Consider the following 13,543-nt stretch of genomic DNA (forward strand, 5'->3'; position numbering starts at 1 on the left):
ATTGACGGTGCAACATATTCTCCTGTTTTACCAAAAGAACAGACCAGCCGTTAATCACCCGTTAAGAGCGCTTTATGCTTTCGTTTCATTTGAGGCCGGCCTCAGCCATAGCCGCGTCAATTTTACGCTTTAAGGATGTCGTGGCTGGCATTAAAGGAGGTCGAACATGAGGATCCATGATACCTTGGAGGTGCAGGGCCATTTTAACCCCGGCCGGATTCCCCTCTTCAAAAAGTAAATCCGTCAAGGTCCAAAGTCGATAATGTCCTTCATTGGTTTTCTTGACCTTTCGAGACAGCCCGGCGCGAACCATGTCCGTAAATACTCGAGGAAAGGCCTGGCCCACAACGGAGATTACTCCATGACCACCAGCGAATAACATCAAAGAAGTCAGGGCATCATCACCGCTAATGACCTCAAAGCCTTCGGGTTTTCGGGACAAGATGTCCATGATTTGAATGAGATCTCCACTCGCCTCCTTTACTGCTGCAATATTGGGATGCTCCGCAAGCGTCAAGGTTGTTTCTGCGGTCATGTTGCTCGCTGTCCTGCCCGGTACATTGTACATAATGATGGGCTTTGGTGCATGATCGGCTAAGTAGGTGTAGTGATGAATAATGCCCGCTTGAGTGGGCTTATTGTAGTAAGGACTCACAGATAGAATGGCTGAAATACCATCCCAATCCTGATCGCGCATCTGTCGTTCAAGATCCATCGTGTCGTTACCTCCAACCCCTAAGACAAGGGGAAGTCTGCCGGCATTACTCTCTTTTACACCTTCGAGAACAGCTACCTTTTCGTCTTTGCTGAGCGTAGCGCTTTCGCCCGTGGTCCCCATGACCACGAGGTATTCTACTCCTCCATCAATACAGTGGTTCACCAAGCGATCAAGTGCGGCAAAGTCAATTCGGCGGTCTTTTTTAAATGGCGTAACGAGGGCTACACCTGTTCCTTTCAATTTTTTCATGAAGCTTTATTTTGGGTGGGGTCCATCATGTTCAAGTACTGCTCAGTAATGGCCAAGAAGGATTCAATATCCGTGGAGCGATCTACTTCGAAGCAAAGGTCAAAGGGAACCTCTTCGCCGCATCGTCCAATTTTCATCCGCGCTTTGGATTGCTGCAAGGCGTATCGAATAGGCAGGCGTCCAACTCGGTCGAGATCGATGAGCACGTCAAATTCACTTTCGATAAAGGACTTGACGGAATTGGATACAGGCTGATAAAACCAATTCAGCTCTTTTTGCGAGAAATATTCGTATCGGAGTCCAGATGCTGGGAGCTCCTCTCCTTTCGCGAGTTCCATGAAGCCCAAGGAACGGACTTTGAACCCCGACTTTGCTTTATGTTCCACCCATTGATGAAGCTTGGCCTCTTCTTCGGGTCGATGAAAATACAGGAGTCCGATGGTTGGCTTTTCGCTCCAACGAATATTTTGTGCGCGCTCTCTTTGGACTTCAGCACTCATGCGGCGGAGTTTCCAAAATCCCCAACGCTCCCGAAGTTGTTTGATGAACTTCATGAGCTGGTCATTTCAATGAATTCTTCCTCCGTGATGATGGGGACACCGAGCTTTTCAGCTTTCTCTCGCTTGCTCGGACCCATTTTGTCACCGGCGAGTACGTAGTCGGTACTCCCTGAGATACTGCCCACATTCTTTCCTCCGAAGTGTTCAATAGCCGCTTTCAATTCATTCCGTGAGAATTTCTCAAATACGCCACTGACCACGAATTTCTTTCCGTCGAGCAGATTTGGGCCGGATGCTGAATCATCCTCAAGGATCTCGAACTGCAAGCCCGCTTGTGTCAATCGCTCGATGATAGCCCTGTTGCGTTCGTTGGCAAAGAAGTCCACCACGGATTGAGCAATTCGATCGCCGATTTCGTCTACTTCGATCAAAGCCTCCAATGAAGCTTGGGATAGGGCGTCCAAGCTCTTATAATGAAGAGCGAGTTTCTTCGCCACGGTTTGCCCTACAAAACGGATCCCCAACGCATACAAAACGCGTTCAAATGGAATCTGCTTCGAGGCCTCAATACCGTTGACGAGATTCTCGGCTGACTTTTGCCCCATTCGCTCCAACGGCAGAATATCTTCAAGGCGCACATCATACAAATCGGCATAGTTTTCAATGAGTCCCGCCTGGTGCATTAAGTCAACGGTCTCGCTACCGAGCCCGTCAATGTCCATCGCCTTTCGGGAAATGAAGTGTTCGATTCGACCTTTGACCTGAGGCGGACAACCGTAGGTATTGGGGCAGTAATGCTGTGCTTCTCCCTCTTGTCGGATGAGTTCCGTACCGCATTCCGGACAATGTGTGATGTACTGTGTCGGCGAACTCAAAGGGTCTCGGCCTTGAAAATCAACGCCCGTAATCTTGGGGATGATCTCCCCTCCTTTCTCTACATATACGCGATCACCCACGCGCACGTCGAGTTTTTCAATGATGTCTGCATTGTGCAGGCTAGCGCGTTTAACGGTCGTTCCAGCCAATTGAACGGCGGCCAAGTTGGCGACAGGTGTTATGGCTCCCGTACGCCCCACTTGATAAGTGATCTCTTCCAAAATGGTGGAGGCAGATTCCGCCGGAAACTTATAAGCAATGGCCCAGCGCGGCGATTTGGCGGTATTGCCCAATTCTTCCTGTTGATCGAGGCGATTGACCTTGATGACCACACCATCGATTTCAAAGGGAAGATCATGTCTTTTCTCTGCCCATTCTTCAATAAAGGCCTGAACACCGGCGATGTCCGGAACCAGTCGAATGTAATCGGGAACTTGGAACCCCCAAGAACGCGCTGCTTCCAGTAAAGCAAAGTGGGTGTCATAGGGCAATTCCGAACCAGCCACCAAATAGAGGAAACAATCCAATGGGCGCGTGGCCACTACAGCGCTGTCTTGCATTTTTAAAGATCCAGCAGCCGAATTCCGCGGGTTTGCAAACGGCTCATAACCCGCCTCTACTCGATCGCGATTCAATTTGGTGAATCCCTCGACCGGCATAAAGACCTCTCCTCGGATCTCAAAGGCCGAAGGATAGTCGGACCCTTGAAGCACCAAGGGTATGGTAGAAATGGTCTTTAAGTTCGTGGTAATGTCATCTCCTTGGGTACCATCACCCCGTGTGGCGCCGCGGACCAATCGGCCGTTCTCGTAGAGCAGGCTGATGGCCGCTCCGTCGTACTTGAGTTCGCAAACGTACTCAACAGGTTCATCAATGAGCTTTTGAATGCGGGCAGCAAAGTCGCCAATCTCCTCCATGTTGTAAGAGTTACTCAGACTGAGCATAGGCGTCTGGTGTGCAACCGTGGGGAACTCCTTGGTCACTGTTCCTCCTACACGGTGCGAAGGACTGTTTGGATCGTCAAAATCTGGATACTCGGCCTCCAAGCGCTGAAGCTCTTCCATCTTGGCATCGAATTCCCGATCACTGATCTCGGGTCGATCCAGGACGTAGTACTTGTGGTTGTGGTCGTGCAATTCAGCCCTAAGGGCCTCAATGCGCTCCTGCGCTTCAAACAGCGTTAGACTCATTTTCGGACATGCATAAGGCGAGCGTTGCCGCTCAGATCGTGTTTCAAATGTACCCAAGAAAAACCGCTCCTTCTGAATAAATCCTCGGTTTCTTTGGCGAGATATTGGTTGATCTCTACGAAGAGGTGCCCATCGGGCCGTAGGCCCTGATCCGCAATGCGCGCCAGCGCTTGGTAAAATCGCAGTGGATCGTCGTTGGGCACCCAAAGCGCGGAAGATGGTTCGTGTTCGATGACGCGCGGATGCATGCGCTCTTGCTCCATGTATCGGACGTACGGCGGGTTGGAGAGCATGACGTCGAATGGCTGATCGAGCCGCGGTGGCTCCAGCATATCTGCGCGGTGGAATTCAATGGGTGCCTGCGGCACGATGCTCGCTGCATTCTCCCGCGCCACTTCCAGGGCCTCGGTGCTGATGTCCCAGCCCTGAACTTCCCATCCCGGGCATTCTGCAGCCCAGGTCACCGCCAAGCAGCCCGACCCTGTTCCGAGGTCCAAGCAGCGGCCCTCTGTGGCCAGGACTTCCGTCATGGCCCAATGAATGAGCTCTTCCGTTTCTGGACGCGGAATGAGCACGGCCGGTGAAACCTTGAAATCACGACCGAAGAAATGCCCTTTCCCAAGGATGTACTGCACCGGTTCATGATTTTGCAGACGACGGGTAATCGAAAGAAATTGGGCCTCTTGTTCTAGACTCATATCGCGCCGTGGTTCAATGAGGAAGGTCTTGCGCGTTTCTCCGCACAAATCCTCATAGATGAGAAAGAACAAGCTGTCCTTTTCTCGGTCCGATTCTTCCGGCAAGGCCTGCCGTAGATGTTTCTTTGCCTCCGACCAGTTCATCCTGCGAATTTAATAGCTTTAGCGCTGTGAATCACGAGTACTTTATGAAACGCGCCATCGCGCTTGCAGAAAGCGGTTTGGGGACGGCGAGTCCCAACCCGACCGTTGGTGCTGTGCTGGTTCACGAAGGCCGAATCATTGGAGAGGGCTGGCACGTCCGCCCTGGCGAGGGTCACGCTGAAGTTCGCTGCTTCGATTCGGTAGCTGAAGCAGACAAAGCCTTGATTCCAGAGAGCACCATGTACGTGACCCTTGAACCTTGCAACCATACGGGCCGCACACCTCCTTGTAGCCTTCGGATCATTGAGGAGGGCGTGAAAAAGGTGGTGGTTGCTGTGGAAGACCCGAATCCCGCCGTAGGCGGAAAAGGATTAGAGCGCTTGCGCGCTGCTGGAGTCGATGTTGTGGTGGGGATCGAAGCGCCTGCGGCGCGATGGATGAATCGACGTTTCCTCACCGCCCTGGAAAAGGGTCGTCCCTATGTGATTTTGAAGTGGGCTCAGAGCTCCGATGGATATATGGACCCAGGAAAGGGCGCTGCAGACCGCGGCCCGGTTTGGATTACGGGGCCCAGAGCCAAGCAATGGGTTCATCGCTGGCGGTCGGAAGAAGACGCCATACTGATAGGGTATCGAACGGCCTTGGTGGACAATCCGCGCTTGGATGTGCGCGAATGGGCCGGAACGAATCCACTTCGCTTGGTCATTGATTTGGAAAGTGATCTCCCAAAAAACCTTCACCTCTGGCACCTGGAGGGCGAAACATGGACCTTTGGACATCAAGGGACACACCCGTACAGCGATCGACATTTTGAGATCGACTGGGATGTGCGATCCGTCGACCGGATACTGGAGCATCTTCAAGCAGCGGAAATCCGATCGCTGATTGTTGAAGGTGGGGCGCAAACACTGGAATACTTTATCAGTCGAGGTTTGTGGGATGAAGCTCGCATTCTAACGGGCCCGGAGTCACTTAATGGCGGCCTTGAAGCGCCGGTCATTTCGGGCATTTATCTGGAGGAGCGCTTCATTGACCAAGATCGATTGAACGTAATGCTACGTGACACATGATTTACCTTTTTCTAAGCATCCTGACCTCTAGCCTCGTGTTCGTCATCCTCCGTGGATTTGGCGATTACGGGATTGACAACAGGCGCGCTATTGTCATCAATTACTTGACTGCATTGACCCTCGGAATTGTGTGGCAGGGTCGTGTGTGGATAGACTCTGAATGGTGGAATGAGCCCTGGGCGCCACACATTCTTTATATGGGCTTCTTATTTATTTTTCTTTTTAACGTCTTGGCACTTGGGGCGCAGAAAACAGGTGTCTCGGTGACGTCAGTGGCCGTTAAAATGTCCGTCGCTATTCCGGTCACTGCCTCCCTCCTGCTGTACGGCGAGCAATTGACCTGGTGGGGAGGATTGGGCATTGGATCTGCACTGGTGGCGGTGTTCCTGATTACAAGGCCGAACAAGGCCGAGGGAGCACTACCGGTAGCGAAGTACTGGTATTTCCCCGTGACCCTGTTCTTTGGGGCTGGATTGATGGACACCTTATTGAAGTATCATCAAACCAACCTAGTTCCAGATGGTCAATTCGTGCTGTATACGTCGGCGGTTTTTGGAACTGCTGGTTTACTGGGAATGGCTCAGGTTACCCTAAAACCTCAAGCTGGAACATACTGGAGGAGAAAAGACATACTGGCTGGACTCATTCTCGGTGTTCCCAATTTTGGCAGCATTTACTTTCTTTTGAAAACCTTACAGTGGGAGCGCTTTCCGTCGAGTTTGATCTTCCCAATCAACAATGTCGCCATCGTCCTTTCAAGTGCTGTGCTCGGCGTGGTCCTCTTTCATGAAAAACTCAATGCCGCACACAAGGCCGGGATAGCACTTGCTGTTGCCGCCATTTGGCTTATGGCCTATGCAGGACAGTAACCAAGATCAATACTCGGCTCCGAGCAAGCGAGCATATGGTGAGTACAAGGAGAAAGGAAGCAAGTTTCTGGCCTACCTCTTTCCTGTCCGATCCATTGAAGATGTCGAAAACGCTCTGGAAGAAGTTCGTCAAGAGCATCCAACAGCTCGCCACTATTGCTACGCCTACCGGCTCGATCCGGTCACCGGCCAATACCGGATGAACGATGATGGTGAACCGAGTGGATCTGCAGGTAAGCCGATTTATGGACAGCTCCTGTCCTTCGAGGTCCACGAGGTCTTTATTGTTGTGGTTCGGTATTTTGGCGGCGTCAAACTCGGCGTAGGAGGTTTGATTACGGCTTATAAGGAAGCGGCTCGGCTGGCCTTGGAAGAATCATCGATCATCCCGCGATGGCTTTCCCAGTCCATACGATTCACCTATACCTATGAGCATACAGCAGATGTGCAGCGCTGGTTACATCACAAGGGACTTGAACTACTGGATCCGACTTACGAGGCGGAGTGTTCAGGACGGATTGAGGTGCCGCGTTCTCAGTTCGATGATTTTGAAAAGGAAATGGCTGGATTGACCTACATCACCCTTCAGGAGCCTTCAGAGGGAAAGTAAGACTTGAAGTATGCGGCCAGCTCCTCGGGCATTTTTCGCGGGCGTTGGCGCTCCATGTCGAAGAACACCAAGGTGACCTTTCCGACGTTCAAAAGCGTCCCCTCTTCATTCCGTATTTCGTGATGGAATGTTATTCGCGCATCCGGCCATTCTCGAATTTCGGTGCTGACGGTTAACAGGTCGTCGTACTTCGCACTTCGGATGTACTTTAATTGAAGCTCTAGAACAGGCAACATGGTGCCGGCTTCTTCCAGTTCGCGATAGCTGGTTCCGAGCTCTCTAAGGAGCTCAACACGGCCTACTTCGAAGTACTGAGCGTAGTTTCCGTAATAGACGACACCCATCTGGTCCGTTTCGGAATATCGCACCCGAATTTGGGTCTCATTTCTGATCATTTTTTCAGAATTCTGTGAAAGGCTTGAACCCAGTTTTGGTTGACCTTACCCAAAGTTGTTAATATCAGCGGTTTAGTACGGTAGAATGCGGGTTTCCGCGAGGTGAAGCGCTCAGAATATTGACAAAAAAAACCTAAAATTCAAGCGCCGGAATATTTTTTTAATAACTTTTTTGTTAACACATTTGTCCCTCATCCAACGGGGAGTCCTCTACTCACTTTTCCCCAGGAAAATATTAGTCAAACCTAGTAGTTTTTTTGGTTTTCATGGAACACACTGCAGAATCGGTATGGAAGAATTGTCTTGACTTTATTAAGGATAATATTAGTCCTCAGAGTTACAAAACATGGTTCCTTCCGATCAAGCCCTTGAAGATCAAAGACAATGTCCTGAGCATTCAGGTTCCCAGTAAGTTTTTTTATGAGTGGTTAGAAGAGCACTACATCAAGTTGCTCAAGTCTGCCATTCGCAAAGAATTGGGGGCGGACGCGAAGCTGGTTTACAGCATTGTAATGGAGAACACCTACGGCAATACCAAGCCGTATACGGTTAAGATTCCGAGCAACAATCGCGGTCCTATTAAGAACCCCAAAGTGTCTATGCCCGTAGAGCTCGGTGGAAGCGGTGTTAAAAACCCTTTCATTATCCCTGGTCTTAAAAAAGTGAATGTCGAGTCTCAACTGAACCCGAACTACACTTTTGAAAATTTCGTGGAAGGCGATTGCAACCGCCTGGCGAGATCAGCTGGATTTGCCGTTGCCAAGAACCCGGGTGGCACGTCCTTCAACCCCTTGTTGATTTACGGTGGTGTTGGATTGGGAAAAACGCATTTGGCCCACGGCATCGGAATTCAGATCAAGGATCAGTATCCCGAGAAGACCGTCTTATACGTCAGCGCCGAGAAATTCACGCAACAGTTCATCGAGAGCATTCGTCAAAACACCAAGAACGACTTTGTACACTTCTATCAAATGATAGATGTACTCATCATTGACGACGTGCAATTCTTCGCCGGTAAAGAAAAAACCCAAGATGTGTTTTTCCATATCTTCAATCACCTCCACCAACACGGCCGTCAAATCGTTCTGACGTCAGACCGTGCTCCGGTGGACATGCAAGGAATGGAACAACGATTGCTTTCCCGCTTTAAGTGGGGATTGTCTGCTGATCTTCAAGCGCCTGATTTAGAGACTCGTATTGCGATCTTGAATCGCAAATTGTACAAGGACGGTATAGAGATGCCCAAAGAGGTTATCGAGTACCTCGCCTACTCCATCACTACGAATATTCGTGAGTTGGAAGGTGCACTGATTTCCTTGTTGGCTCAATCTTCACTGAACAAGAAGAAGATCACCTTGGATTTAGCCAAGCAGATGATTGACAAGTTCGTGAAGAACACCACGCGCGAGGTGAGCATCGATTATATTCAAAAAGTGGTCTGCGACTATTTCGATATGCCCATTGAACTCTTGAAGAGTAAAACACGGAAACGTGAGATCGTTCAAGCGCGCCAGTTGGCTATGTACTTCTCCAAACAATTGACCAAGTCGTCTTTGGCGAGTATTGGTGCCCAGTGCGGGAATAAAGATCACGCAACGGTGCTACACGCCTGCCGAACGGTCAATAACTTGGCGGAAACCGACAAGCGATTCCGGACGTATGTAGAGGAAATCGAAAAGAAATTAACGCTCAACTAAACCTGAACCCAATCAGAGAATTAAACAGGAATTAAGGCTTACTTGGTTCCTGTTTTTTATTTTTCAGTCATGACAAAAGTATTGATGGTGTGTTTGGGCAACATATGCCGAAGTCCCCTTGCTCAAGGAATTCTCGAAAGCAAAGTGGATGTGGGTGAAGTCGAAGTCGATTCGGCGGGTACGGCTGCCTATCACGTTGGAGAATTACCGGATCCCCGATCGATTGCAACGGCCCGTGAGCACGGCATTGACCTTACCTCGCAAAGGGCTCGACAATTCGTGACCGAAGATTTCGACCGATTCGATTACATTTTCGTGATGGATCGATCCAATGAGCAAAACGTCTTGCGCCTGGCTCGAACTGCTGCGGACGAAGAAAAGGTGCACTTGATTCTCAATGAAATCTATCCGGGAGAAAACCGCGAAGTTCCCGATCCCTACTACGGCGGCGATCAGGGCTTTGAGCATGTATATCAACTTTTAAACGACGCAAGTGACCGAATTGTCGAGCGAATTTGAGGGCCTACGGCCCGATGAAATCGCCAGCGAACCTGGCGTCCTCTACTTGGTTCCCAACACTCTTGGGGATAATGAACCTCTTGAAGTGCTGCCCCTCTCTGTGAAAAAGACGGTAATTGAACTTGAGGAATTCATCGTCGAAAACGAAAAGACAGCACGCCGATTCCTGAAAAAAATCGGCTTAAAAGCTCCACAGGACAAGATCACGATCCACATACTGAACAAGTACACGGATGAGGCAGAACGCGATCGTTTTTTGGATGGCCTTCTTACGGGACGCGACATTGGTCTTATTTCTGAAGCGGGAATGCCAGCCATTGCCGATCCGGGCTCTGAGATCGTTAAAATGGCTCATGAGCAGGGCTTTCAGGTGGTTCCATTGGTTGGCCCTTCCTCTATCCTGCTCGGTCTTACCGCCTCAGGCATGAATGGGCAAAACTTTGCCTTTGTCGGCTATTTGCCCATTGAAAAATCGGACAGAAAGAAGAGAATCAAGTCACTGGAGCGCCGATCACGAGAAGAAAAGCAAACGCAAATCTTCATTGAAACGCCCTACCGCAACCACAAACTAATAGACGATTTGCTCAGTCAACTAGCTCCGACTACTCGGTTGTGTCTTGCGGCGAACCTCACCGTTCCCGGCGAGTTTGTGCAAACCCATCCCGTTAAGGATTGGCGAAGGCTTGGAATCCCCGACCTCCATAAAATCCCTTGTATCTTTTTGATTCAAGCCTGATGGAAGATCAAAAGAAGAGTGTTCGCATTCCGAATTTCATTCGAAATTTGGTCTACTGGACCGAACGCATCCATTCAAATTGGGCCTTAAAGCTCGTTCTGTACTTCTTCTTTAAACCGGTAAAATTCCCAACTCCCGATTACGAAGAACCGGCGTTAAATCAAGCCGAACAGCTCACGCTTGAAGGGCCTAAAAACAAGACTCTTCAACTGTATCGCTGGGGTTCAGGTCCCCAAGTACTACTGACGCATGGATGGAGCGGTCGCGGAACACAACTCGGGCTTATTGCTTTGGCATTGGTTCGGGAGGGGTTTGAGGTCATTAGCTTTGACGCTCCGTCTCACGGAAAATCCACGGGGCATAAAACAGATTTACTCGAATTCGTGGACTCCATTCGCCGTATAAAAAAGGCCTATCCAGGAATCCGGCAATACGTGGGCCACTCGATGGGTGGTCTTGCCTCCTTGCATGCTGCAACAACCGATGATTCCATCGAGAAGATCACGGTGATCGGGACCCCGAACAAGATATCGGAGATCATAGATAATTTCTGCCGGATGATTAAAGCCTCGCCTGACATTGCCGAGCGCATCAAAAGACATATAGAAAACGCCTTCGGATACGACCTTGAGGATTATGATTCCTCGTCGGCCATACGACAGTTGGGCGACCGTCGCGGTTTTATCTTGCATGATGTAAATGACTATGACGTGGCGATTCACAATGCAAGAGAAATGAAGTACGTCTGGGGAGATCGAGCGGTCTACCGAGAAACGGAAGGACTGGGCCATCGCCGGATACTTAGGGATCCAGAGGCCATCCAAGAGGTTGTTAATTTTGTTAAGGGGTAAAACTCCTCATGTATTGTGGACGTTGTCTGTCCAAAACTGAGCGGAATGCGCATATTACTTGTCACTTTATTTTTGGCTGCTTGTTCGGCCAGCCCTGCTGATTCAACACCGGATAGCGGACTCAGCCAACAGCAAGATTCAACCAAGATTGTCAAATCGGAATCCGAATGGAAAGCCGAGTTGACCACTCAAGAATACTACGTTCTTCGCCAGAAAGGAACCGAACGCGCCTTTTCAGGTAAGTACTGGGACCACAAAGGAAAAGGTACCTACGTATGTGCAGGCTGCGCCCTTCCTCTATTTTCAAGCGATACAAAGTTCAAGTCAGGCACGGGCTGGCCGAGCTATTGGGAACCCATCAATGAGACCAATGTCGCGGAAGAATCGGACCGAACCTATGGAATGGTTCGAACGGAGGTCTTGTGCAATCGTTGTGGGGGCCATTTGGGCCATGTTTTCAATGATGGCCCACGTCCGACGGGAATGCGCTACTGCATCAATTCAGTCTCCTTAGACTTCGTACCTTCCCAGGATGAATGACGCCCTAGGGCAATCCTTACTCGATGAATGGAACGGGATCCGAAAAGAAAAGCTCTGGACGGATGCCCCGAATTTTGCTCCTGAAGAATTTCCAGTTCCGCATCTGATGCGCACCTATGACGGGATGCCTCAACTCGAACGAGATCTCTTGAGTCATGCGCGCGGACGCGTTTTGGACGTCGGCGCAGCCGCTGGCGGGCACTCCCTTCATTTACAAGACCGTGGTTTGGAAGTTGAAGCGCTTGAACTTTCGCCCGGGGCCTGTGAGGTGATGCGCCACAGAGGCGTGAAGCACGTCCACGAAACAGACCTCTGGAACTTTCAACCCGACGGTGGCTATGACAGTATTGTCCTTCTGATGAATGGACTGGGCCTCGCGGGCACCTTGGAGCGTCTTCCAGCCTTCTTACTTCATCTGCGACGTTGGCTGAACCCTGGAGGTCAGCTCATTTTCGACTCTTCCGATGTCATTTACCTCTACGAGGGCGTGGGCATACCCGATGATCGGTACTATGGCGAGTTCCGGTACCGGTTGCGTTATAGAGCAATTCTAAGTTCTTGGTTTCCATGGGTGTTCGTAGACCCGGAGCAGTTGAAGCGCGTGCTTGCAGAGGTTCAAGGTACCTGGAGCCTACGGCTCGATGGTCCTCATTACGACTACGGCGGCCTTATTCGGTGGGATTGAGGTGGACGCCCCACTCATCGACCCGTAGGGTCTCTCCTTCTTTCTGAAAAACTGCCTGTGGTTTTTCTTCCAAGGTCCATTGTGCCGATCCTGTCCAGTCCTTCATACTATGCGTTTGGAAACGCGGTGCAAAGGATAGATCTCCGATATCCGCCACTTGGTAGGACTTAACTACGCGACGGTCTCTGAGCACCTCCGAGGCCCTCAGTCCGACATCAACGGTGTAATGATCCAGGATGATGCCTTCTAGTACGATGTCGTAGAAACGCGTTTGATTCTCGGGAATACCCTGGTATTCGGTAAGATGTGCATCGTTGAGTTCGCCTTGGCAGAGCTTGTTCAGGGCCTCCGCTAAGCAGAGGAAATTGGCCTGTCTGGTTTCTTCGCGCTCGGGTGTATTTCTGCTCTCTCCACTCTCTATGAGAACGGTGGAAACCCCTTTTCGCTGTAGATTGTCGCCAAAGGCTGTGGGATAAAACTCATCCGAATATCGACCGATGCATTCACCCAAGTGGGGTCTTAAACATTGAGTCATATGCCCAATGAGCTGCATCGCCCGAGTTCTGGACGCTGATTGACTTTGATCGGTATCAGGACTGGGTGCTAGAAAGCTGATGGTCGCCGGATGACTTGAATCGCCGGCACTGTACATGGTCCTTTGATCGTGCAGGTTAAAGCCAACTTCGGGATTGATCTCATCCACTTTTGACCAAAAGAACTGACTCTCTGCACTTTGTTGAGCAACGGCATCACGGTTAATGTCGATCCCCAAGGCATTTCGGCGCTGGTATCGAGCCGAGCCGTCTGGATTCAACATTGGAATGAAGTGAAGGGTCAGGTGCTCATGCCACCGCTTGACTTCGGGTAATTCCGTCTCGCTTAAAAGTTGAAAGAGGTCACTTAGGGCCTGGGTAGCTGTGGGCTCATTACCGTGCATCTGTGACCAGAGGAGCACCTTTGTGTCGCCCGTACCCCATTTGAAATGAGGAATGGCTCTGCCCTCTTCAGATGAGCCGTACGCGCCTTGAATGAAGTTTTCCGGCAAGGACTCACAATAGCTCAGCCAATCAGCGGGATCGATGTATCGCTCCGTAAATCGGGGGTTCTTGTATTTCGAGTGCTCTTGCCAGAAGTCCATGGTTCAAAGAAACAAAAAAGGCGCCCATCTGGGGCGCCTTTCTGTAGGTTCTGTAGTC

15 protein-coding genes are annotated in these 13,543 nt (G+C 50.4%); 9 read left to right on the forward strand and 6 right to left on the reverse strand.

Annotation, left to right across the window (positions count from 1 at the left end; genetic code table 11):
- Nucleotides 1–85: 85 nt before the first annotated feature.
- From HZ996_09490 to prmC, 4 genes are read right to left on the reverse strand one after another with little or no spacing between them, the layout of a single operon-like run.
- Nucleotides 86–967, reverse strand: a complete 882-nt coding sequence (locus HZ996_09490) for a 4-hydroxy-tetrahydrodipicolinate synthase (GenBank protein QTN39361.1) — start codon at nt 965–967, stop codon at nt 86–88.
- Nucleotides 964–1,521 (reverse strand): hypothetical protein, encoded by a 558-nt coding sequence (locus HZ996_09495; GenBank protein ID QTN39362.1) that lies wholly within the window; start codon nt 1,519–1,521, stop codon nt 964–966. The genes HZ996_09490 and HZ996_09495 overlap by 4 nt, the downstream gene beginning before the upstream one ends.
- A complete protein-coding gene (gene ligA / locus HZ996_09500; protein QTN39363.1) occupies nt 1,518–3,533 on the reverse strand; it encodes an NAD-dependent DNA ligase LigA in 2,016 nt (671 codons plus the stop codon). Before ligA ends, HZ996_09495 begins: the two co-directional genes overlap by 4 nt.
- Nucleotides 3,530–4,375, reverse strand: coding sequence for a peptide chain release factor N(5)-glutamine methyltransferase (gene prmC / locus HZ996_09505; GenBank protein QTN39364.1), 846 nt, complete (start codon nt 4,373–4,375; stop codon nt 3,530–3,532). Before prmC ends, ligA begins: the two co-directional genes overlap by 4 nt.
- A 44-nt stretch (nt 4,376–4,419) precedes the next feature.
- Between prmC and ribD the strand changes: the two genes are divergently transcribed.
- The 3 genes from ribD to HZ996_09520 are packed head-to-tail and all read left to right on the forward strand — an operon-like array spanning nt 4,420 to nt 6,924.
- Nucleotides 4,420–5,445 (forward strand): bifunctional diaminohydroxyphosphoribosylaminopyrimidine deaminase/5-amino-6-(5-phosphoribosylamino)uracil reductase RibD, encoded by a 1,026-nt coding sequence (ribD, locus tag HZ996_09510; protein QTN39365.1) that lies wholly within the window; start codon nt 4,420–4,422, stop codon nt 5,443–5,445.
- Complete coding sequence (locus HZ996_09515; protein QTN39366.1) at nt 5,442–6,314, forward strand: DMT family transporter; 873 nt, start codon at nt 5,442–5,444, stop codon at nt 6,312–6,314. Before ribD ends, HZ996_09515 begins: the two co-directional genes overlap by 4 nt.
- Nucleotides 6,301–6,924, forward strand: coding sequence for a YigZ family protein (locus HZ996_09520; protein ID QTN39367.1), 624 nt, complete (start codon nt 6,301–6,303; stop codon nt 6,922–6,924). The genes HZ996_09515 and HZ996_09520 overlap by 14 nt, the downstream gene beginning before the upstream one ends.
- On the opposite strand, the gene HZ996_09525 is transcribed toward HZ996_09520, so the two are convergent.
- Nucleotides 6,900–7,319 carry an acyl-CoA thioesterase gene (locus tag HZ996_09525; GenBank protein QTN39368.1) on the reverse strand — a complete coding sequence of 140 codons (420 nt, stop codon included), beginning with the start codon at nt 7,317–7,319 and terminating at the stop codon, nt 6,900–6,902. The two genes, HZ996_09520 and HZ996_09525, sit on opposite strands and share 25 nt — an antisense overlap.
- 266 nt (nt 7,320–7,585) lie before the next feature.
- On the opposite strand from HZ996_09525, the gene dnaA reads away from it, so the two are divergent.
- From dnaA to HZ996_09555, 6 genes are all read left to right on the forward strand, one after another.
- Complete coding sequence (gene dnaA, locus HZ996_09530) at nt 7,586–9,016, forward strand: chromosomal replication initiator protein DnaA (protein ID QTN39369.1); 1,431 nt, start codon at nt 7,586–7,588, stop codon at nt 9,014–9,016.
- A gap of 69 nt (nt 9,017–9,085) precedes the next feature.
- A complete protein-coding gene (locus HZ996_09535; protein QTN39370.1) occupies nt 9,086–9,535 on the forward strand; it encodes a low molecular weight phosphotyrosine protein phosphatase in 450 nt (149 codons plus the stop codon).
- Nucleotides 9,536–9,554: 19 nt separating this feature from the next.
- Complete coding sequence (locus tag HZ996_09540) at nt 9,555–10,271, forward strand: SAM-dependent methyltransferase (GenBank protein ID QTN40035.1); 717 nt, start codon at nt 9,555–9,557, stop codon at nt 10,269–10,271.
- Nucleotides 10,271–11,122: an alpha/beta fold hydrolase gene (locus tag HZ996_09545; GenBank protein ID QTN39371.1), complete on the forward strand. Its 852-nt coding sequence runs from the start codon at nt 10,271–10,273 to the stop codon at nt 11,120–11,122. The genes HZ996_09540 and HZ996_09545 overlap by 1 nt, the downstream gene beginning before the upstream one ends.
- A 45-nt stretch (nt 11,123–11,167) precedes the next feature.
- Entirely contained in the window at nt 11,168–11,662 is a 495-nt protein-coding gene (gene msrB / locus HZ996_09550) for a peptide-methionine (R)-S-oxide reductase MsrB (protein ID QTN39372.1), read from the forward strand.
- Nucleotides 11,655–12,347 carry a class I SAM-dependent methyltransferase gene (locus tag HZ996_09555; protein QTN39373.1) on the forward strand — a complete coding sequence of 231 codons (693 nt, stop codon included), beginning with the start codon at nt 11,655–11,657 and terminating at the stop codon, nt 12,345–12,347. The genes msrB and HZ996_09555 overlap by 8 nt, the downstream gene beginning before the upstream one ends.
- Here the strand turns inward: HZ996_09555 and HZ996_09560 are convergent.
- Nucleotides 12,331–13,485 (reverse strand): hypothetical protein, encoded by a 1,155-nt coding sequence (locus tag HZ996_09560; protein QTN39374.1) that lies wholly within the window; start codon nt 13,483–13,485, stop codon nt 12,331–12,333. The two genes, HZ996_09555 and HZ996_09560, sit on opposite strands and share 17 nt — an antisense overlap.
- Nucleotides 13,486–13,543 lie beyond the last annotated feature (58 nt).

This window comes from Cryomorphaceae bacterium, from assembly GCA_017798125.1.
GTDB lineage: Bacteria > Bacteroidota > Bacteroidia > Flavobacteriales > ECT2AJA-044 > ECT2AJA-044.